The following is a 20282-nucleotide window of genomic DNA, read 5'->3' on the forward strand; positions in this document are numbered from 1 at the left end:
CGGTGCCTTGCAAACGAGTCGGAACTGATCATGTACCAGTGAAAATCTGACGCCTACAGGGGGCGTCGTATCCAGTACAGGCAGGGTCGTATCCAGTGTTGGTGACGTCGTTTACAGGTTTTTACCAGGGCAAAACTGCTGTTTTTGCCCGTCTGCACCGTTAAAAACGGCCAAAACAGGTGATCACATGCAAGCGACGCTGGTGAGCATGGTTACGTCGGTGTGAGACGCCGAGGCAGCGAATAAAACCTTGATGATGCCGCCATCTGGGCGATCTGAGCGTAGCACCTCGTTCGAGCCCGGCCCGTGCTTATCGAGGAGTTTCACGTTAATGGCTATCAGCGTTTTCGACCTGTTCAAGATCGGCATCGGGCCTTCGAGTTCGCACACCGTCGGCCCCATGCGCGCCGCAGCGTTGTTCGTTCAAGCACTGCGTGAACGTGAGTGGTTGGAACGGGTGCGGCGTGTCGAAGTTCAGCTGTATGGCTCGTTGTCGGCCACCGGCATCGGCCATGGCAGCGACACGGCCACCATCATGGGCTTGATGGGCGAATGGCCGGATGCGATCGACCCGTCGCAGATCGCCGGTCGCATCAGCACCCTGCGCGAAACCGACACACTGCTGCTCGACGGGCGCCTGCCGGTACCCTTCGTCTGGGCCCGGGACATGCGCCTGCTGGACGAAAACCTGCCCTTCCATCCCAACGCCATGACCCTGGTGGCGTACGGCGATGACGGTGAGCTGCACCGCGACACTTACTACTCGGTAGGCGGCGGTTTTGTGGTGGATGAAGCCCAGGCGCAAAGCGGTGTGGCGGACATGGACCGCACTGAGTTGCCCTACGACTTTTCCAGCGCCGTTGAGCTGTTGCAGCTGTGTAACACCCACCAGCTGCGCGTCGCTGAATTGATGATGGCCAATGAAAAGGTGTGGCGTTCCGAAGAAGAAATCCGCAGCGGCCTGATGAAGCTTTGGCACGCCATGCAGGATTGCGTGGAGCAGGGCCTCAAGCATGAAGGCATCTTGCCTGGCGGCCTCAACGTACGCCGCCGCGCCGCCAAGTTGCACCGTAGCCTGCAGGAATTGAACAAGCCCAATGTGATCGGCTCAACCTTGAGCGCCATGGAATGGGTCAACCTGTTTGCCCTGGCCGTCAACGAAGAAAACGCTGCCGGTGGGCGCATGGTCACTGCCCCTACCAACGGTGCGGCAGGGATCATCCCGGCGGTGCTGCACTACTTTATGAAGTTCAGCGAAGAGGTCACCGAAGCCAACGTGGTCGACTACCTGCTCGGTGCGGCGGCGGTGGGGATTCTGTGTAAGAAGAACGCCTCCATCTCCGGTGCCGAAGTGGGCTGTCAGGGCGAGGTGGGTTCTGCCTGCGCAATGGCGGCGGCCGGCCTGGCGGAGATCCTCGGCGCCACGCCGGAGCAACTGTGCAACGCCGCCGAAATCGGCCTGGAACACAACCTCGGCCTGACCTGCGACCCAGTGGGCGGGTTGGTGCAGGTGCCGTGCATCGAGCGCAACGCGATTGCAGCGGTCAAGGCGATCAACGCGGCGCAAATGGCCCTGCGCGGCGACGGCCAGCACTTTATCTCCCTGGACCGGGTGATCCGCACCATGCGCGATACCGGGGCGGATATGCATGACAAGTACAAAGAAACGTCGCGGGGTGGGTTGGCGGTAAGCGCGGTCGAGTGTTAAGACCCAGTCGCCTGCATCGGGGGCAAGCCCCCTCCCACCCTTGACCGTGTTCACAAATCAGAATGTGGGAGAGGGCAAGCTCCTGCCCACCCTTGGCTGTGTTCACAAATCAGAATGTGGGATAGGGCAAGTTCCTTACCACTGTTGACTGTGTTCACAAATCAGAATTGGGAGGGGACAAGCTCCTGCCCACCCTTGGCTGTGTTCACAAATCAGATGTGGGAGGGGGCAAGCTCCTTCCCACTCTGTGACTGTGTTCACCAATTTAAATGTGGGAGGGGGCTTGCCCCCGATAGCGGCGGTTCACACAAAACTGCTCAAAAAGTGAACACCAGCATCCTAACGCGCCACCTTTTAGCGCGTCGCAAACAGATAAGTAGCTCACGAACGATTTTCCCTCCGCTCATCCGCCCCCTGTGCGTGTGGTGACAGACTTTTCCTACGCGCTGAAAGCGCCTTCCCACAAGTGCTACCGAACTGCTCACACCCCTTGAGGGTTGCCCCTTCGATGCCCTTTCTCGGGCATATTCCGCACGCTACGCAAGGGCTATATAGACGCGCCAGCAGGTCGTTTTCAGGATTTATTGAATAGGTATTCAAGTTTAGGCACGGCAATTGCTCTATCCATTCAAAGCCTCTCACCTTGTCCGGATGAAGAGCGCCATAACAAGAGCCTCGCCTGAGGCCATCACCTGCTTTGTGTGAGGAGATACCGCGATGACGTCGTTCAACTCAGGGGCCCAACCCCAGAACCGTGCGCCTCAATCCATCGGCTTTTTGCTGTTGGACAATTTCACGCTGATTTCCCTGGCGTCCGCAGTGGAACCGCTGCGCATGGCCAACCAGCTGTCCGGCCGTGAGCTGTACCGTTGGACCACACTGAGTGTCGACGGCAACCAGGTCTGGGCCAGCGATGGCTTGCAAATCACCCCTGACGCGGCCATGCACAAAGCCCCGGTGCTGGACACCGTGATCGTGTGCGGCGGCGTGGGCATCCAGCGCACCGTTACCCGTGAACATGTGTCATGGCTGCAAAGCCAAGCGCGCCAGTCCCGTCGCCTCGGCGCGGTGTGCACCGGCAGTTGGGCGCTGGCGTGTGCCGGCCTGCTGGACGGTTTCGATTGCAGCGTGCACTGGGAATGCCTGGCGTCGATGCAGGAAGCCTTCCCCCGTGTGTCCATGAGCACGCGCCTGTTTACCCTCGACCGCAACCGCTTCACCAGTTCCGGCGGCACCGCGCCGTTGGACATGATGCTGCACCTGATCAGCCGCGATCACGGCCGTGAACTGTCGGCGGCGATCTCCGAGATGTTCGTGTACGAACGCATCCGCAACGAACAAGACCACCAGCGCGTTCCGCTCAAGCACATGCTCGGCACCAACCAGCCGAAATTGCAGGAAATCGTCGCGCTGATGGAAGCCAACCTGGAAGAACCCATCGACCTGGACGAACTGGCGGTCTACGTCGCCGTATCCCGGCGTCAACTGGAGCGGCTGTTCCAGAAGTACCTGCACTGTTCGCCGTCGCGTTACTACCTCAAGTTGCGCCTGATCCGTGCGCGGCAGTTGCTCAAGCAAACACCGATGTCGATCATCGAAGTGGCCTCGGTGTGCGGGTTCGTCTCCACGCCGCACTTCTCCAAGTGCTACCGCGAATACTTCGGCATCCCGCCACGGGATGAGCGCGTCGGCTCCAACACCACCCAGCAGGTGGCGATGATGCCGATTCCGCAGGCGCTGGTGTTGTCACCGTTGTCGGGGCCGATGTCGGCATTGAGCCAGGCGCGCAATGAGTCGACGTTTGCCAGTGTAAGGCTCTAGACCGAGGCGTCTGTATCGGGGGCAAGCCCCCTCCCACATTTTGATTTGTGAACACAGTCAAAGGTGGGAGGGGGCTTGCCCCCGATAGCCAATCTGTCAGGCCCCAGAGTTCTGCTTGAACTGCATCAACGCCGGCAACAACTGCTTGTCGATAGCCTGACGCACCGCCGGCAAAATCGTCGCGCTGCCGCCGTACATCCGCTCGACCATGCCCTTGAGCGCCTTGGCCCGTGCTTCGCTCAAACCGCGTACCGCGCACTCACACGCCTGCTCGGCGCTGGCGCCGCTGGATACTTCGAAACCCAGCGAGCGCAACTGGCTCAGCAGGTCATCCTGGTCAATCAAATCCGCGTGCATCATGACGTTTATCCTGGTTAGGGGAGCGGGGATCTGCCTGGATTCTGGTAGCCCTCGACGCCATCGGCAAGGGCGTGTGGCCCGGATGGCTTAGATGGCTATGAACAGGTCGTTTTCGGGCCACTTGCCGGCTGCACTAATCGGCACACTGGTCTCAGCAAGCAGCTTGAAGGTTTGGTCACCCTCGAAATGCATCGCTCTCACAAGGCCTCCTCTGCCCCGATCCTGTCACGGCTGGATCGGGGCTTTTTTTGCGCTATTTCTTCGGTGGCAAACCGATCACGCGTCCGAGCAGCGCCGGGGGCGGCAGGTCGGCTTGCTCGGTGCGAATGGCCGCGATTTTCTCCAGCGTCGCCTGGGTAAACGGCGCCGCGTGCGGCCCGGCCAGGTCGACGTGCAGCAGCATCTGTTCGTTGCCGGCCAGTGCCTGCTCATCCCCAACCCGATGCAGGCTGTGATACAGGTGCAGGCGCTTGGCGTCATGGGCGATCAGTTGGGTCTGCACTTGCACCTCGGCGCCGAGTTTCACTTCATGCAGGTAGTTCAGGTGCAACTCCAGAGTGAACAGCGAATGGCCGCTGGCTGCGCGGTTTTCGCTGTCCAGGCCGAGGGTGTCCATCAACGCGTCGGTGGCGTAGCTGAAGATCAGCAGGTAGAACGCGTCGCGCAGGTGGCCGTTGTAGTCCACCCAATCGGGCTGGATCTGTGTGGTGTAGGTGGTCAGTGCGGGCATTGTCTGCACTCCATTATTCGGCGAAGGTCATGCCGTGCTTGGCTTTGGTGGTTTTCACCGCTTCGAGTACCGCCAGCAGGCAATCATCACGATAGCGCTCCAGCGCCGAAATGCTGTGGGTGCCCAGTTGAGCGCTGGTGCCATCGACCACGTCGTCGATCAACTTGTCCGTCAGCTCCGGCGCCGGCAGGTAGGTCCACGGCAACTGCAACGCCGGGCCGAACTGGGCCATGAAGTGGCGCATGCCAGCATCGCCGCCGGCCAGGGTGTAGGTGAGGAAAGTGCCCATGAACGACCAGCGCAAGCCGGCGCCAAAACGGATTGCGTCGTCGATTTCGCCAGTGGTTGCCACGCCGTCGTTCACCAGGTGCAGCGCCTCGCGCCATAAGGCTTCCAGCAAGCGGTCGGCGATAAAACCGGGGACTTCCTTGCGCACATGCAAGGGGCGCATGCCGAGGGATTCATACACGGTGATCGCCGCCTGCACAGCCTCGGGCGCGGTGTGCTTGCCGCCGACCACTTCCACCAGCGGCAGCAGGTAGACCGGGTTGAACGGGTGGCCGACCACGCAGCGTTCCGGGTGGGTCGAGCTCTCGTAGAACTCACTCGGCAACAGCCCTGAGGTACTCGAACCAATCAGCGCATCGGGCTTGGCCGCCGCACTGATCTGGCTGTGCAGTTGCAGTTTCAACTCCAGACGTTCCGGGGCGCTTTCCTGGATAAAATCAGCGTCTTTTACGCAGTCTTCGATGGTGCTCACAAAGCGCAAGCGGTCCTGGGACGCGCCGGGCGCCAGGCCATTTTTTTCCAGGGCACCCCAAGCATTGGCCACGCGTTTGCGCAACGCGGCTTCGGCACCGGGCGCTGGGTCCCAGGCCACCACATCCAGCCCATGGGCCAGGGCGCGGGCCACCCAGCCGCTGCCGATAACGCCGCTGCCGAGGGCGGCGAAGGTTTTGATTTCAGTGATAAAGCGCATGGCGACGTCCTAAAGAGTTCAGTGATCCCTTGTGGAAGGGGCGGTGCGACGATTCGACTTGCCGCCGATGACGCTGAGTCAGCGATATCTTCGGTACTGATCCACCGCTATCGGGGGCAAGCCCCCTCCCACATATTTGATGAGGTTTTGGCGGGGGCTAGCCGCGCTTGGTGAGGCCCATCTTGATGCGACCCTCCGCCGGGGTCATGACCCGCGCGCCCAGGCGGCTGAGGATTTCGCCGGCGCGTTCGACCAGTTGGCCATTGGTGGCGAGCACGCCTTTGTCCAGCCACAGGTTGTCTTCCAAACCGACTCGCACGTTGCCGCCCAGCAACACCGCCTGTGCGGCCATCGGCATTTGCATGCGGCCGATGCCGAAGCCGGCCCACACTGCACCTGCCGGCAGGTTGTCGACCATGGCCTTCATGGTGGTGGTATCGGCCGGGGCGCCCCAAGGGATGCCCAGGCACAGTTGAAACAGCGGGTCGTCGAGCAGGCCTTCTTTGATCATCTGCTTGGCGAACCACAGGTGGCCGGTGTCGAAAATTTCCAGCTCGGCCTTTACGCCCAGTTCCTGGATACGTTTGGCGCCGGCACGCAGTTGTGCCGGGGTGGACACGTAAATGGTGTCGCCATCGCCGAAGTTCAGGGTGCCGCAGTCCAGGGTGCAGATTTCCGGCAATAACTCTTCGACATGGGCCAGGCGCGTCAGCGGCCCGACCAGGTCGGTATTGGGGCCGAATTCCATCGGGCTCTCGCCGCCGCCGATCTCCAGGTCGCCGCCCATGCCGGCGGTAAGGTTGACGATGATGTCGATGTCAGCCTCGCGGATGCGCTCCATCACTTCGCGGTACAGGGCCACGTCGCGGCTGAATTTGCCGGTATCGGGGTCGCGCACATGGCAGTGCACGACGGTAGCGCCGGCCTTGGCGGCTTCTACGGCGGCGGCCGCGATCTGTTTGGGGGTGACCGGCACGTGTGGGCTCTTGGCGGTCGTGTCGCCAGCACCGGTGAGTGCGCAGTTGATGATGACGTCGTGGTTCATGGGGCAGGTTCCTTACAGGCGTGGTGATGCCGTTCGCGGTCGGTAATGACCGCGAAACGGTGGTTCGGAAAAAGCTTATTTGCTGGTGAGTTGCAGGTTGGCCGCCGCCGGTTTGCCGTCGAAGGTGGTCACACCTTCCAGCCAGCGCGCCTGGTCCTGCGGGTGGTCCTTGAGCCACTGCCGGGCTGATTCCAGGGCGTCTTTGTGGTCAAGCAACGGCTGCATCATGCGGCTCTCATCGGCGGCGGTGAAGGTCAGGTTGGTCAGCAGTTTGTGCACGTTGGGGCACTGTTCGGCGTAGTTCGGCGACGTCACTGTCCATACCGTGGCCATGCCTTCGTTCGGGCCCAGGGCGTCGTCGCTGCCGGTGAGGTAGGTCATGGCAATGTTGACGTTCATCGGATGCGGCGCCCAGCCGAAGAACACCACGGCTTCCTTGCGGCGCACCGCGCGGTCGACGGCGGCGAGCATGCCGGCCTCGCTGGATTCCACCAACTGGAACTTGCCGAGGCCGAACTGGTTCTTGGCGATCATCGCCTTGATCTGGGTGTTGGCGCCGGAGCCGGGTTCGATGCCGTAGATCTTGCCGCCCAGCTCCTTCTCGAACTTGGCGATGTCGGCAAAGGTTTTCAGGCCTTTCTCGGCCAGGTAGCTCGGCACCGCGAGGGTGGCGCGGGCGTCTTCCAGGCTGGGCTTGTCGAGGACTTTGACCTGCTTGGCGTCAACGAACGGGGTGATGGTCTGGGTCATCAACGGGTTCCAGTAGCCGAGGAACAGGTCCAGGCGCTGGTCGCGGATGCCGGCGAAGATGATTTGCTGGGAAGCGCTGGTTTGCTTGGTGGTGTAGCCGAGGCCATCGAGCAGCACTTGGGTCATGGCGCTGGTGGCGATCACATCGGTCCAGTTCACCACGCCCATGCGCACGTTCTTGCAAGAGGCGGCATCGGCCGCGAGAACGCTGGTGCTCAAGATGGCGCTGGCGCTGAGTGCGAACACGCAGCGGCGGATCAGTCGGTTCATGGTGGAGCCCTCGGCAGGTTGTTGTTGTGGTTGCCGGTGTCTTTGTGCACCGTGACGCCACGTTACGCAGCTTGTAGGGCGACAAAACGCACGGCGGCGACCGACTCTTGCACTGCAGCGACCTGACCCCTTGAATCCACCTCTGAACGGGAGTATCACAGTGCCACGCTGGCCGTCCGATGAGAGCGCCACCATGTCCCAGGATGTCTACTTTTTGCTGATGCCGGGTTTCTCGGCGATGGGCTTTATCTCGGCCCTTGAGCCGCTGCGGGTGGCCAACCGTTTTCGCGGCGAGCTGTACCGCTGGCATGTACTGAGCGCCGACGGCGGTGCGGTACTGGCGAGCAACGGCATGTCAGTCAACGCCGACGCCGCGTTGGAACCGCTGAAAAAGGGCACCACCCTGCTGGTGGTCGCCGGTTTCGAGCCTCTGCAGTTCGCTACGCCCGCACTGGAACAGTGGCTGCGCCGTCTCGATCACGATGGCGTGACGCTGGGCGGTATCGACACCGGCGCCTGTGTGTTGGCCCAAGCCGGTCTGCTCGACGGCCATCGCGTGACCCTGCACTGGGAAGCCATCGACGCCTTCAAAGAGTCCTATCCGCACCTGGCGGTAACCCAAGAGCTGTTCGAAATCGACCGCCGCCGCATCACCTGTGCCGGTGGCACCGCCTCCATCGACCTGATGCTCGACCTGATCGCCCAGGCCCACGGCGCCGACCTGGCGATTCAGGTGTCCGAACAGTTTGTGCTCGGCCGCATTCGCCCACGCAAAGACCACCAGCGCATGCAGATCGCCACGCGCTACGGCATCAACAATCAGAAACTGGTGCAAGTGATCGGCGAGATGGAACAGCACACCGAACCGCCCCTGAGCACCCTCGCCTTAGCTGAGGCGATCAAGGTCACCCGGCGCCAGTTGGAGCGCCTGTTCCGCCTGCATCTGAACGACACCCCGAGCAATTTCTACCTGGGCCTGCGCCTGGAAAAAGCCCGGCAACTCCTGCGCCAGAGCGGTTTGAGCGTGCTGGAAGTGAGCATTGCCTGCGGGTTTGAATCGCCGTCGTATTTCACGCGCAGTTACCGGGCGCGGTTTGCCAAATGCCCCAGGGAGGATCGGCGACGGGAGCCGGTTTGACGGGCAATTATAGTTGATTATACTCAAGACTATAATTTATAGCCGTTTCAATAATTTGGTATAAGCCATGTCCAAGCTCAGCGGTTTTGTGTTCCGCCGTCCCGCGCTGGCCAGCAGCATTGCCGATGGCCTGGTGGGCGCCGGCCTTCAGGATTTCACCTCTGGCCTGTTCCTCGCCGCCCCACGTCGCACTGGTAAAAGTACGTTCTTGCGCGAAGACCTGATCCCGGAGTGCCAACTGCGCGGTTGGCTCACCGTGTATGTGGATCTGTGGGCCGACAAAGAAAAAGATCCCGCGGAGTTGATCGCCAGCGCCATTGCCGCCGCGCTTGCGCCCTACGAAAAGGGCATTCGCAAGCTGGCCAAGAACCTTGGCATCGAAAGGTTGAGTTTTCTGCGGACCCTGTCCTGGGACTTCAGCAAGCCGCAATTGCCGGTGGGCGCAACTTTGACCCAGGCATTGGAGTTGCTCCACCACGCGGCGGAAAAACCCGTCGTGCTGGTGATCGATGAAGCCCAGCATGCCTTGACCAGCGATTCGGGGATCAACGCCATGTTCGCGCTCAAGGCCGCCCGGGATCAGCTCAACCAAGGGCGTGACGAGGAGGGCAGCGGCCTGCATTTAGTCTTTACCGGTTCCAATCGCGACAAGCTGGCCTATCTGGTATTGGGGAAAAGCCAGCCGTTTTTTGGCTCCAGCATCACGCCGTTTCCACTGCTGGGCAAAGCCTTCACTCAGGCCTACACCGCACACCTCAACGCGAACCTGGCCCCGACCAACCAATTCAACGCCGCCGATATCGATGAAGCCTTCGAGTTGGTCGGCCGCCGACCCGAGATGCTGCGTACGATCATCGGTGAAGTAGCGCTGGAGCTGGGCGAGGCCAGCAACTTGGGCCAGTTGCTGCACAGTCGCGCCGAACTGCTGCGCGCAGGTGTATGGACCGAATTCGAAAGCGCCTGGAACGCCCTGACCATCCCGCAACGCGCCGTCTTGCAGGTGATGGTGGAACGCTCGCTGAACAACGAACCTTTCGCGCCGTTTACCGACAGCACCCTCACCGCAGTCAGCAAGGCGTTGGAGGACATGGGCAGTGACGTAGTGCCGGGCACCCAGACCATCCAGGCCTGCATCGATGCCCTGCGCGACAAGGAACTGGTGTGGAAATCGGGTCGGGGCGGGTATGCCCTGGAGGACAAGTCGTTCGGGGATTGGCTGCTGTACAAGCGCCATACCCCCCACTAAAAACAACACACATCCAATGTGGGAGAGGGCTTGCCCCCGATAGCGGTGGGTCAGCCAAAGCGGTATCAACTGACAGTCCGTCATCGGGGGCAAGCCCCCTCCCACATTGGATTTTTCGGCGGGGCTTATTTCTTCAGCAGTGCCGAGCACGCCGCCTTGAACGCCTCATGCTGATACTTGTTCAGCGTCGCGGGCAGTTCAAAGTTGTGTTTCTTGTTCTGCGCATTGATGGTCTGGGGCGACAGCAGCGTCACTTCCACACCGTCGAGCAACTGAAACACCCCCTCGATCTTGAACGTCGTCGGCCCACCGGCGAATTCACCTTTTTTGCTGCGTTTCTTGATGGCGATGCGGGTGATGGCATTGTCCTGCACAAATGCCTTCACCTGCGCGGCGAAGGCTTTGACGTTCGCCGCCTCGTCGTCATCTTCCAGAGCGATTTTTTTGGTGGCCAGGGCGACATGGGTCAGCGCCTGGTTGTCGAGGGAAGCGACTGCGATGATGGCTTCGCTGCCTTTGATTTCGATGCCGCAGAGGGTCATGAATGGCCTTGGTCAGATTAAAAAGTGGCGGCGATTGTCGCTTATTCCTGCCCGATCGACTCCAAAAACTCCGACCGTTCATCACTCATCCGCGCCAGGCAGTCGTTCTGCGCAATCGCGTAGTCCCTGGTGCCGGGCTTGGCGGGGAAGGTGTCCACGGCGCAGTCGGCATCCCGCAGTTTTTCCCACTTTTGCTGGGCGTCCTTCAGACGAGCGGTAATGTCGGCCAGTTGGGTCTTGTTGCTGCCGTAGGTCGAACCCATGCGTTCGAGCAGGCTCTGGTAGTTGTCCTTGAGCAATTGCTCGGCGGTGGTCTTGTTATAGGTGGCGCATTCCAGGGTTTGTTTGTCGTTCTCGATGCCGTCGCAGGGCGTGCTGTCGGTGTCTTCGGCTGCGTGGACGCCGGTTGCGATGAGTGCCAAAGCCAGGAAAATCGATTTCATTGCGCCGTCTCATATCAGTGGATGGCCGAATTCTGGCTCAAGCGTAAGACAAAGAACAGCCACCCGTCTGACGCGTCTGCATAGCCTTTGTCGTGGATTGACGCTTTCGGCAATTCCCCTGTCGTTTTTGCACCGGGTCCGTTCAGTCCCTGGGCATATGCTGGCCCCAAAGCGCCGGCAGACGATTCGGCGCATGAATCGCCAATAAGGGGACGCCTGATGAGCCCAGCCGAATTGCACGCCGACAGCATCGTTATCGACGGGCTGATTATTGCCAAGTGGAACCGCGACCTGTTCGAGGACATGCGCAAAGGTGGCCTCACTGCCGCCAACTGCACCGTGTCGGTGTGGGAAGGCTTCCAGGCCACGATCAATAACATCGTGGCCAGCCAGACCCTGATCCGCGAGAACAGCGACCTGGTGATCCCGGTAAAAACCACCGCCGATATCCGCAAAGCTAAAGAACAAGGCAAGACCGGCATCATCTTTGGCTTTCAGAACGCCCATGCGTTCGAAGACCAGCTCGGCTACGTGGAGATCTTCAAGCAGCTCGGCGTGGGCGTGGTGCAGATGTGCTACAACACCCAGAACCTGGTGGGCACCGGGTGCTACGAGCGCGATGGCGGCCTGTCGGGCTTCGGCCGTGAGATCGTCGGCGAGATGAACCGCGTCGGCATCATGTGCGACCTGTCCCACGTCGGCTCCAAGACCAGCGAAGAAGTCATCCTCGAATCGAAAAAGCCGGTGTGCTACTCCCACTGCCTGCCGTCCGGCCTGAAAGAGCACCCGCGCAACAAGTCCGATGAAGAATTGAAGTTCATCGCCGACCATGGCGGTTTCGTCGGCGTGACCATGTTCGCGCCGTTCCTGGCCAAGGGCATCGACTCGACCATCGACGACTACGCCGAAGCCATCGAATACACCATGAATATCGTCGGCGAAGACGCCATCGGCATCGGCACCGACTTCACCCAGGGCCATGGCCAGGATTTCTTTGAAATGCTGACCCACGACAAAGGCTACGCCCGCCGCCTGACCAGCTTCGGCAAGATCATTAACCCGCTGGGCATCCGCACCGTGGGCGAGTTCCCCAACCTCACCGAGACCCTGCTCAAGCGCGGCCACAGCGAGCGCGTGGTGCGCAAGATCATGGGCGAAAACTGGGTCAACGTCCTTAAAGACGTGTGGGGCGAATAAGCCGCCGCTCTCCTCATCCTTAACCCGTCGCCCTCCGCGCGACGGGCATCAACACGAATTTTCTGGAGTTAAGTTTCCATGGCCAAGATCGCCCCGCAATTGCCTATCGAAGTCGACAGCGAAACCGGTGTCTGGACCTCCGACGCCTTGCCGATGCTGTATGTGCCGCGTCATTTCTTCGTCAACAACCACATGGGCATCGAAGAAGTGCTGGGCGCCGAAGCCTATGCCGAGATCCTCTACAAAGCCGGCTACAAATCCGCCTGGCATTGGTGCGAAAAAGAAGCCGAATGCCATGGCCTGGAAGGCGTCGCGGTGTTCGAGCACTACATGAAGCGCCTGTCGCAACGCGGCTGGGGCCTGTTCAAGATCCAAGACATCGACCTCGACAAGGGCACCGCCAGCGTCAAGCTGGAACACTCGGCGTTCGTCTACGTGTACGGCAAGGTCGGGCGCAAGGTCGATTACATGTTCACCGGCTGGTTCGCCGGGGCCATGGATCAGATTCTGCAAGCGCGCGGCAGCAGCCTGCGCACCGTCGCCGAGCAAGTCTACGGCGGCTCCGAAGAAGGCCACGACGACGGCCTGTTCACCGTCAAGCCGTTGTAAGTCGAGGAACCCTGCCATGGCTTTCGAAGCAATGTTCGCGCCGATCCAGATCGGCAAACTGACCATCCGCAACCGCGTGCTCAGCACCGCCCACGCCGAGGTGTACGCCACCGACGGCGGTATGACCACCGACCGCTATGTGAAGTACTACGAAGAGAAAGCCAAGGGCGGCATCGGCCTGGCGATCTGCGGCGGCTCCTCGGTGGTGGCCATCGATAGTCCCCAGGAATGGTGGAGTTCGGTGAACCTGTCCACCGACCGCATCATCCCGCACTTCCAGAACCTGGCCGACGCCATGCACAAGCATGGCGCCAAGATCATGATCCAAATTACCCACATGGGCCGTCGCTCGCGTTGGGACGGCTTCAACTGGCCGACCCTGATGTCGCCGTCCGGTGTGCGCGAGCCGGTGCACCGTGCGACGTGCAAGACCATCGAGCCGGAAGAAATCTGGCGCGTGATCGGCAACTACGCCCAGGCCGCGCGCCGCGCCAAGGCTGGCGGTCTGGACGGTGTGGAACTGTCCGCCGTGCACCAGCACATGATCGACCAGTTCTGGAGCCCACGGGTCAACAAACGCACCGACGAATGGGGCGGCAGCTTTGAAGGCCGCATGAAGTTCGGCCTGGAAGTGTTGAAAGCCGTGCGCGCCGAAGTGGGTGACGACTTCTGTGTGGGCATGCGCCTGTGTGGCGACGAGTTCCACCCGGACGGTTTGTCCCACGAAGACATGAAGCAGATCGCCAAGTACTACGACGACACTGGCATGCTGGATTTCATCGGCGTGGTGGGTTCGGGTTGCGACACCCACAACACCCTGGCCAACGTGATCCCCAACATGAGCTACCCGCCGGAGCCGTTTTTGCATTTGGCCGCCGGGATCAAGGAAGTGGTCAAGGTGCCGGTGCTGCACGCGCAGAACATCAAGGACCCCAACCAGGCCACGCGTATCCTCGAAGGCGGCTATGTGGACATGGTCGGCATGACCCGTGCGCACATCGCCGATCCGCACCTGATCGCCAAGATCAAGATGGGGCAGGTCGACCAGATCAAGCAGTGCGTCGGCGCCAACTACTGCATCGACCGCCAGTACCAGGGCCTGGATGTGCTGTGCATCCAGAACGCCGCGACCTCCCGTGAATACATGGGCGTGCCGCACATCATCGAGAAATCCACCGGGCCGAAACGCAAGGTGGTGGTGGTCGGTGCCGGCCCGGCCGGGATGGAAGCGGCGCGCGTAGCCGCCGAACGTGGCCACGACGTAACCCTGTTGGAGAAAAAAGAGTTTATCGGCGGGCAGATCACCACGGCTTCCAAAGCCCCGCAGCGCGATCAGATCGCCGGTATCACCCGCTGGTACCAACTGGAGTTGGCGCGCCTGAAAGTCGACCTGCGCCTGGGCGTGGCCGCCGATGCCGACACCATCCTGGACCTGCGTCCGGACGTGGTAGTGCTGGCCGTCGGCGGTCATCCGTACATCGAGCAGAACGAACACTGGGGCGCCGCCGAAGGCTTGGTGGTCAGCAGTTGGGATGTGCTCGACGGCAAAGTCGCGCCGGGTAAGAACGTGCTGGTGTACGACACCATCTGCGAATTCACCGGTATGTCGGTGGCGGATTTCCTCGCGGACAAAGGCAGCCAGGTGGAAATCGTCACCGACGACATCAAGCCTGGCGTGGCCATCGGCGGTACGTCGTTCCCGACTTACTACCGCAGCATGTACCCCAAGGAAGTGATCATGACCGGCGACATGATGCTGGAAAAGGTCTACCGCGAGGGCGACAAGTTGGTGGCGGTGCTGGAGAACGAATACACCGGCGCCAAAGAGGAGCGGGTGGTCGATCAAGTGGTGGTGGAGAACGGCGTGCGTCCGGACGAAGCCATTTACTACGGGCTCAAGGAAGGTTCGCGCAACAAAGGCCAGATCGACGTGGAAGCCTTGTTCGCGATCAAACCGCAACCGTGCCTGAGCGAGCCGGGCGAGGGCTACTTGCTGTTCCGCATCGGTGACTGTGTGGCGCAGCGTAATACCCACGCTGCCATCTACGACGCCCTGCGCTTGTGCAAAGACTTTTGATGAGGTGAACGCGGTCAAATGTGGGAGGGGGCTTGCCCCCGATAGCGGTGGTTCAGCGACAACTGTACCAACTGACAGTCCGCCATCGGGAGCAAGCCCCCTCCCACATTCGGGCCAGTTTCACAGTAGACCTGTGCGGTCTGTGGGAGCTTCACCATGTTGAACACCTTGCTGCCTATTCTCTTGTTTGCCGCCCTCGGCCTCGCCGTCCTCGGCGCTCTGCGCCGGGTAAACATGTGGCGCCGTGGGCGCGCGTCCAAGGTCGACCTGCTGGGCGGCCTGCTGGCCATGCCCAAGCGCTACATGGTCGACCTACACCATGTGGTCGCCCGCGACAAATACATCGCCAACACCCACGTCGCCACGGCGCTGGGCTTTGTGCTGTCGGCGCTGCTGGCGATCCTGGTGCACGGCTTCGGCCTGCAGAACCGGATCCTCGGCTACGCCTTGCTGCTGGCGTCGGTGCTGATGTTTGTCGGCGCCACCTTCGTGTACCTGCGTCGGCGCAACCCGCCGTCGCGCCTGTCCAAAGGCCCGTGGATGCGCCTGCCGAAAAGCCTGATGGCGTTCTCGGTGAGTTTCTTTCTGGTAACCCTGCCGGTGGCGGGCATCCTGCCCGCGGACTTCGGCGGTTGGCTGCTGGCTGCGCTGCTCAGCGTGGGCGTGCTGTGGGGCGTGAGCGAGATGTTCTTCGGCATGACCTGGGGCGGCCCGATGAAACACGCCTTCGCCGGTGCCCTGCACCTGGCCTGGCACCGCCGCGCCGAGCGCTTCGGCGGCGGCCGTTCCACCGGGTTGAAACCGTTGGACCTGAGCGACAAAGCCGCGCCCCTGGGCGTGGAAAAGCCCAAGGACTTCACCTGGAACCAACTGCTCGGTTTCGACGCCTGCGTGCAGTGCGGCAAGTGTGAGGCCGCGTGCCCCGCGTTCGCCGCCGGCCAGCCGCTGAACCCGAAAAAGCTGATCCAGGACATGGTGGTCGGCCTGGCGGGCGGCACCGATGCCAAGTTCGCCGGCAGCCCGTATCCGGGCAAAGCTATAGGCGAGCACGGCGGCAATCCGCATCAGCCGATCGTCAACGGCCTGGTGGACGCCGAGACCCTATGGTCCTGCACCACCTGCCGCGCCTGCGTGGAAGAGTGCCCGATGATGATCGAGCATGTGGACGCCATCGTCGACATGCGCCGCCACCTCACCCTGGAAAAAGGCGCGACGCCGAACAAGGGCGCCGAAGTCCTGGAAAACCTGATCGCCACCGACAACCCCGGCGGCTTCGCTCCGGGCGGTCGCCTGAACTGGGCGGCGGACCTGAACCTGCCATTGCTCAGCGAAAAAGGCAGTACCGAGGTGCTGTTCTGGGTCGGCGACGGCGCTTTCGACATGCGCAACCAACGTACCCTGCGTGCGTTCGTCAAAGTGCTGAAAGCGGCCAAGGTCGACTTCGCCGTGCTGGGCCTCGAAGAACGCGACAGCGGCGACGTGGCGCGGCGCCTGGGCGATGAAGCGACCTTCCAACTGCTGGCCTCGCGCAATATCCAGACCCTGGCCAAGTACAGTTTCAAACGCATCGTCACCTGTGACCCGCACAGCTTCCATGTGCTGAAGAACGAGTACGGCGCCTTCAACGGCAACTACCTTGTGCAACACCACAGCACCTTTATGGCCGAGCTGATCGGCGAAGGCGCGCTGAACCTGGGCCAGCACAAAGGCGACAGCGTGACCTACCACGACCCGTGCTACCTGGGCCGTTACAACGGTGAGTACGAAGCGCCGCGCCAAGTGCTGCGGGCGTTGGGTATCGAGGTCAAGGAGATGCAGCGCTCCGGTTTCCGCTCACGGTGCTGCGGCGGCGGTGGCGGCGCGCCGATCACTGACATTCCCGGCAAGCAACGCATCCCCGATATGCGCATGGAAGACATCCGCAAAACCGGCGCCGAGCTGGTGGCCGTTGGCTGCCCGCAATGCACCGCGATGCTCGAAGGGGTGGTCGAACCGCGCCCATTGATCAAGGACATCGCCGAACTGGTGGCCGACGCCTTGCTTGAGGAGGCTCAACCGGCCAAGTCACCGACCAAGCGTGAACCTGCGGAGGTGCACTGATGAGCGACATAATCCGCCGCGACCCACGGGCCGAATGGATCGCCCGTAACCGCCTGCACCCGCTGCATGCGGCGATGCAGCCGGTGCAGCACAGCTGGATGGGGCCCAATGGCGTCATCCGCAAGAACGTGCATGGCATCGGTTTTATCGGCCCCAACGGCATCAAACGCATCGACCGCAGCGGCGTCCAGCAAGGTGGCGCAAGTAAACGTACCGCAGCCGCCGAAGTGCAATTGCCGCTGCATCAGGTCGCTGCGCCGGCGTTCTACATCAACGTGGTGCCGGACATGGTCGGTGGCCGCCTGAGTAGCCATGACCGCGACCTGCTTGGCCTGGCCCGGCAGCTGGCCGGCGACGACGGCGCGGTGTTGGTGGTGGTGTTTGGCGAACACAAGGAAAGTGCGTTTGCCACGGCCGGCGTAGATCGCCTGCTGGTGCTCGACGGCGCCGAATTCGACGGTTATTCGCCGGAACAACGGGTGCAAGGTCTGCGGGCTGTGGATAACCAATTCAATCCACGCCACTGGCTGCTGCCTGACAGTCGCAGCGGTGGCGGCGAGCTGGGCCGGCGTTTTGCCGCCAGCCTCAAGGAGCGCCCGGCCACGCGGGTGTGGCAGATCAAAGACAACACCTGCACCGGCCGCGCCGGCGCGGGCCAGGAGGATTTGGCGCGGCCGCTGCCACGCCTGATTCTGGCCGCCGCCGAATGTGCCGACCCGGTCAGCGAAACCCGCCATGAAGTGTTGCCCGTGGAGTTATCCACAACCCTGGCGCGCAGCTTGCCGCGTATCGAGGATCTCGGCGCGGTGGCGGTGGACCCGGCGGCCATTCCCATGGCCGAAGCGGAATTTATTTTCTCCGGCGGCAACGGCGTCAAGGACTGGGCCCTGTTTCACCAGACCGCCGCCGCACTGGGCGCCACCGAAGGCGCCTCGCGGGTGGCGGTGGACGATGGCTTTATGGCGCGTGATCGCCAGGTCGGCGCCAGCGGCACCTGGGTCACCGCGCGGGTGTATGTGGCCGTGGGGATTTCCGGGGCGATCCAACACCTGCAAGGCATCGGTGCCTGCGACAAGGTGGTGGCGATCAACCTCGACCCGGGTTGCGACATGATCAAGCGGGCCGACCTGTCGGTGATCGGCGAAAGCGCCGCGATACTGCACGCCTTGATCGATGCGGTCGAGGCCTACCGCAACGGCGCCAAGCGCGACGCGGCTTGAGGATATGAGCATGAGCACGAATGTAATCAGCCTGGTGTCCATCGGCGCCCACCCGACTTCCGGTCGCCCGCGCCGCGCCGAGCAGGACGCCCGCGCGGTCGAGCTGGGTTTGCAGCTGGCTGGGGATAAGTTGCAGGTGCTGCATGCCGGCAACATCGCCGAGCCGACCCTGCGCAGCTATCTGGGCATGGGTTTGCCGCAACTGCATGTGCTGGAGCAACCGGCCACCGCCGACGCACTGCCGGTACTCAGCGAGTACCTGCGTGATGCCGGAGCCCAGGTGGTGCTCACCGGCAGTCAGGCGGAAACCGGCGAAGGCTCGGGAATGCTGCCGTTTTTGCTGGCCGAGCAATTGGGCTGGCCGCTGATTGTGGGGCTGGCCCAGGTGGAGTCCATCGACGGCGGCGTGGCCCATGTGCTGCAAGCCTTGCCACGGGGCCAGCGGCGGCGCTTGAAGGTGCGCCTGCCGTTTCTGGCCACGGTGGACAATGCCGCGCCCAAACCACGACAGAGCGCCTATGGCCCGGGCCAGCGCGGGGAACTGGCGGCCCATGAGGTCGAGGTCGAAGACGATGCGCTGTTGATGGGTGCCACCCTGCAACCGGCCAAGCCCCGGCCCAAGCGGCTCAAGGTGATCAAGGCCAAGAGCGGCGCGGACCGCATGAAAGCGGCCACGGCCAAGGCCAGTGGCGGCGGTGGGCAGGTGCTCAAAGGCGTCAGCGCCGAAGAAGGCGCCCAAGCCATCCTCAAGTTGCTGATCGAAGAAGGCGTCGTGCGCTGACCCACCCATACTGCAAAACCAATGTGGGAAGGGGGCTTGCCCCCGATTGCCGTGTGCCAGTCCGAGTATTTTTAACTGAACCACCGCTATCGGGGGCAAGCCCCCTCCCACAGTTTGATCTTCTTCAAGTTCTGAGATTAAGGAGCGGCTGGCTCAGGCTTCGGCACCAGATCCGGTAACCCCGGCTCAAGCGGCTCAAGCGGCTCAAGGTGATCAAAGTGGGAGGGGGCTTGCCCCCGATTGCCGTGTGTCAGGCTGAGTATTTTTAGCTGAACCACCGCTATCGGGGGCAAGCCCCCTCCCACAGTTTGATCTTCTTCAAGTTCTGAGATTAAGGAGCGGCTGGCTCAGGCTTCGGCACCAGATCCGGTAACCCCGGCTCAAGCGGCTCAAGCGGCTCAAGGTGATCAAAGTGGGAGGGGGCTTGCCCCCGATTGCCGTGTGTCAGGCTGAGTATTTTTAGCTGAACCACCGCTATCGGGGGCAAGCCCCCTCCCACAGTTTGATCTTCTTCAAGTTCTGAGATTAAGGAGCGGCTGGCTCAGGCTTCGGCACCAGATCCGGTAACCCCGGCTCAAGCGGCTCAAGCGGCTCAAGGTGATCAAAGTGGGAGGGGGCTTGCCCCCGATAGCGGTAGGACAGTCACAGCATCATTGACTGACTCACCTATATCGGGGGCAAGCCCCCTCCCACAGTTTGATCTTCTTCAAGGTCTGAGATTAAGGGGCGGCTGGCTCGGGCTTCGGCACCAGGTCCGGTAACCCCGGCCCAAGCGGCTCAAGGTGATCAAAGTGGGAGGGGGCTTGCCCCCGATAGCGGTAGGACAGTCACAGCATCATTGACTGACTCACCTATATCGGGGGCAAGCCCCCTCCCACAGTTTGATCTTCTTCAAGGTCTGAGATTAAGGGGCGGCTGGCTCGGGCTTCGGCACCAGGTCCGGTAACCCCGGCCCAAGCGGCTCAAGGTGATCAAAGTGGGAGGGGGCTTGCCCCCGATAGCGGTAGGACAGTCACAGCATCATTGACTGACTCACCTATATCGGGGGCAAGCCCCCTCCCACAGTTTGATCTTCTTCAAGGTCTGAGATTAAGGGGCGGCTGGCTCGGGCTTCGGCACCAGGTCCGGTAACCCCGGCCCAAGCGGCTCAAGGTGACCAATGTGGGAGGGGGCTTGCCCCCAATAGCGGTAGGACAGTCACAGCATCATTGACTGACTCACCTATATCGGGGGCAAGCCCCCTCCCACAGTTTGATCTTCTTCAAA

17 protein-coding genes are annotated in these 20282 nt (G+C 61.9%); 10 read left to right on the forward strand and 7 right to left on the reverse strand.

The features are described from left to right. The first annotated feature begins 331 nt into the window (after window positions 1-331). Both FIV35_RS04560 and gbdR read left to right on the forward strand, forming a co-directional pair. A complete protein-coding gene (locus FIV35_RS04560; RefSeq protein ID WP_034101194.1) occupies window positions 332-1708 on the forward strand; it encodes an L-serine ammonia-lyase in 1377 nt (458 codons plus the stop codon). A gap of 717 nt (window positions 1709-2425) precedes the next feature. Further along, window positions 2426-3529 carry a choline metabolism transcriptional regulator GbdR gene (gbdR, locus tag FIV35_RS04565; RefSeq protein WP_034139622.1) on the forward strand — a complete coding sequence of 368 codons (1104 nt, stop codon included), beginning with the start codon at window positions 2426-2428 and terminating at the stop codon, window positions 3527-3529. 96 nt (window positions 3530-3625) lie between these two features. Here gbdR and FIV35_RS04570 read toward each other — a convergent pair whose 3' ends face one another. The 5 genes from FIV35_RS04570 to FIV35_RS04590 all read right to left on the reverse strand — a co-directional run bounded on the left by FIV35_RS04570 (window position 3626) and on the right by FIV35_RS04590 (window position 7663). Then, window positions 3626-3889, reverse strand: a complete 264-nt coding sequence (locus FIV35_RS04570) for a hypothetical protein (protein ID WP_034101191.1) — start codon at window positions 3887-3889, stop codon at window positions 3626-3628. 253 nt (window positions 3890-4142) lie between these two features. Beyond that, a complete protein-coding gene (locus FIV35_RS04575; protein WP_034101189.1) occupies window positions 4143-4619 on the reverse strand; it encodes a thioesterase family protein in 477 nt (158 codons plus the stop codon). 13 nt (window positions 4620-4632) lie between these two features. Then, complete coding sequence (locus FIV35_RS04580) at window positions 4633-5598, reverse strand: L-carnitine dehydrogenase (protein WP_034139621.1); 966 nt, start codon at window positions 5596-5598, stop codon at window positions 4633-4635. A 157-nt stretch (window positions 5599-5755) separates the two neighbouring features. Further along, a complete protein-coding gene (cdhC, locus tag FIV35_RS04585) occupies window positions 5756-6643 on the reverse strand; it encodes a 3-dehydrocarnitine:acetyl-CoA trimethylamine transferase CdhC (protein ID WP_034139620.1) in 888 nt (295 codons plus the stop codon). Between the two features lie 75 nt (window positions 6644-6718). Continuing rightward, window positions 6719-7663 carry a choline ABC transporter substrate-binding protein gene (locus FIV35_RS04590; RefSeq protein ID WP_034101185.1) on the reverse strand — a complete coding sequence of 315 codons (945 nt, stop codon included), beginning with the start codon at window positions 7661-7663 and terminating at the stop codon, window positions 6719-6721. A 193-nt stretch (window positions 7664-7856) separates the two neighbouring features. On the opposite strand from FIV35_RS04590, the gene FIV35_RS04595 reads away from it, so the two are divergent. Together FIV35_RS04595 and FIV35_RS04600 are read left to right on the forward strand one after the other, a co-directional pair. Then, on the forward strand, window positions 7857-8801 hold the full coding sequence (locus FIV35_RS04595; RefSeq protein WP_034115322.1) for a GlxA family transcriptional regulator: 945 nt from the start codon (window positions 7857-7859) through the stop codon (window positions 8799-8801). 67 nt (window positions 8802-8868) lie between these two features. Next, the gene (locus FIV35_RS04600) at window positions 8869-10047 is read left to right on the forward strand and encodes an AAA family ATPase (RefSeq protein ID WP_034139619.1); all 1179 of its coding nucleotides are present in this window, start codon (window positions 8869-8871) and stop codon (window positions 10045-10047) included. Window positions 10048-10172: 125 nt separating this feature from the next. Here the strand turns inward: FIV35_RS04600 and FIV35_RS04605 are convergent, their stop codons facing one another. Together FIV35_RS04605 and FIV35_RS04610 are read right to left on the reverse strand one after the other, a co-directional pair. Then, window positions 10173-10589, reverse strand: coding sequence for a DUF3010 family protein (locus FIV35_RS04605; RefSeq protein WP_034101182.1), 417 nt, complete (start codon window positions 10587-10589; stop codon window positions 10173-10175). A 41-nt stretch (window positions 10590-10630) separates the two neighbouring features. Continuing rightward, window positions 10631-11032, reverse strand: a complete 402-nt coding sequence (locus tag FIV35_RS04610; protein ID WP_034139618.1) for a lysozyme inhibitor LprI family protein — start codon at window positions 11030-11032, stop codon at window positions 10631-10633. 219 nt (window positions 11033-11251) lie between these two features. Between FIV35_RS04610 and FIV35_RS04620 the strand changes: the two genes are divergently transcribed. From FIV35_RS04620 to etfB, 6 genes are all read left to right on the forward strand, one after another. Next, a complete protein-coding gene (locus FIV35_RS04620; protein WP_015373138.1) occupies window positions 11252-12229 on the forward strand; it encodes a dipeptidase in 978 nt (325 codons plus the stop codon). Window positions 12230-12307: 78 nt separating this feature from the next. Next, complete coding sequence (locus FIV35_RS04625; protein WP_034139617.1) at window positions 12308-12838, forward strand: DUF5943 domain-containing protein; 531 nt, start codon at window positions 12308-12310, stop codon at window positions 12836-12838. Window positions 12839-12854: 16 nt separating this feature from the next. Beyond that, on the forward strand, window positions 12855-14915 hold the full coding sequence (dgcA, locus tag FIV35_RS04630; protein ID WP_034139616.1) for a dimethylglycine demethylation protein DgcA: 2061 nt from the start codon (window positions 12855-12857) through the stop codon (window positions 14913-14915). 156 nt (window positions 14916-15071) lie between these two features. Then, window positions 15072-17015 (forward strand): dimethylglycine demethylation protein DgcB, encoded by a 1944-nt coding sequence (gene dgcB, locus FIV35_RS04635; RefSeq protein ID WP_034139615.1) that lies wholly within the window; start codon window positions 15072-15074, stop codon window positions 17013-17015. After that, a complete protein-coding gene (etfA, locus tag FIV35_RS04640) occupies window positions 17015-18235 on the forward strand; it encodes an electron transfer flavoprotein subunit alpha (protein WP_034139614.1) in 1221 nt (406 codons plus the stop codon). Before dgcB ends, etfA begins: the two co-directional genes overlap by 1 nt. Window positions 18236-18245: 10 nt before the next feature. Further along, entirely contained in the window at window positions 18246-19016 is a 771-nt protein-coding gene (gene etfB, locus FIV35_RS04645; RefSeq protein ID WP_034139613.1) for an electron transfer flavoprotein subunit beta, read from the forward strand. Window positions 19017-20282: the final 1266 nt, after the last annotated feature.

It is taken from the genome of Pseudomonas rhodesiae, assembly GCF_007858255.1.
Classification (GTDB): Bacteria; Pseudomonadota; Gammaproteobacteria; order Pseudomonadales; family Pseudomonadaceae; genus Aquipseudomonas; species Aquipseudomonas rhodesiae.

Coding starts and splice junctions, on each gene's coding strand:
- FIV35_RS04570 (WP_034101191.1), bottom strand. CDS start 3,889: ATGATGCACGCGGATTTGATTGACCAGGATGACCTGCTGAGCCAGTTG.
- gbdR (WP_034139622.1), top strand. CDS start 2,426: ATGACGTCGTTCAACTCAGGGGCCCAACCCCAGAACCGTGCGCCTCAA.
- FIV35_RS04580 (WP_034139621.1), bottom strand. CDS start 5,598: ATGCGCTTTATCACTGAAATCAAAACCTTCGCCGCCCTCGGCAGCGGC.
- dgcA (WP_034139616.1), top strand. CDS start 12,855: ATGGCTTTCGAAGCAATGTTCGCGCCGATCCAGATCGGCAAACTGACC.
- FIV35_RS04610 (WP_034139618.1), bottom strand. CDS start 11,032: ATGAAATCGATTTTCCTGGCTTTGGCACTCATCGCAACCGGCGTCCAC.
- etfB (WP_034139613.1), top strand. CDS start 18,246: ATGAGCACGAATGTAATCAGCCTGGTGTCCATCGGCGCCCACCCGACT.
- FIV35_RS04575 (WP_034101189.1), bottom strand. CDS start 4,619: ATGCCCGCACTGACCACCTACACCACACAGATCCAGCCCGATTGGGTG.
- FIV35_RS04560 (WP_034101194.1), top strand. CDS start 332: ATGGCTATCAGCGTTTTCGACCTGTTCAAGATCGGCATCGGGCCTTCG.
- FIV35_RS04620 (WP_015373138.1), top strand. CDS start 11,252: ATGAGCCCAGCCGAATTGCACGCCGACAGCATCGTTATCGACGGGCTG.
- dgcB (WP_034139615.1), top strand. CDS start 15,072: ATGTTGAACACCTTGCTGCCTATTCTCTTGTTTGCCGCCCTCGGCCTC.
- FIV35_RS04590 (WP_034101185.1), bottom strand. CDS start 7,663: ATGAACCGACTGATCCGCCGCTGCGTGTTCGCACTCAGCGCCAGCGCC.
- FIV35_RS04625 (WP_034139617.1), top strand. CDS start 12,308: ATGGCCAAGATCGCCCCGCAATTGCCTATCGAAGTCGACAGCGAAACC.
- cdhC (WP_034139620.1), bottom strand. CDS start 6,643: ATGAACCACGACGTCATCATCAACTGCGCACTCACCGGTGCTGGCGAC.
- FIV35_RS04600 (WP_034139619.1), top strand. CDS start 8,869: ATGTCCAAGCTCAGCGGTTTTGTGTTCCGCCGTCCCGCGCTGGCCAGC.
- FIV35_RS04595 (WP_034115322.1), top strand. CDS start 7,857: ATGTCCCAGGATGTCTACTTTTTGCTGATGCCGGGTTTCTCGGCGATG.
- FIV35_RS04605 (WP_034101182.1), bottom strand. CDS start 10,589: ATGACCCTCTGCGGCATCGAAATCAAAGGCAGCGAAGCCATCATCGCA.
- etfA (WP_034139614.1), top strand. CDS start 17,015: ATGAGCGACATAATCCGCCGCGACCCACGGGCCGAATGGATCGCCCGT.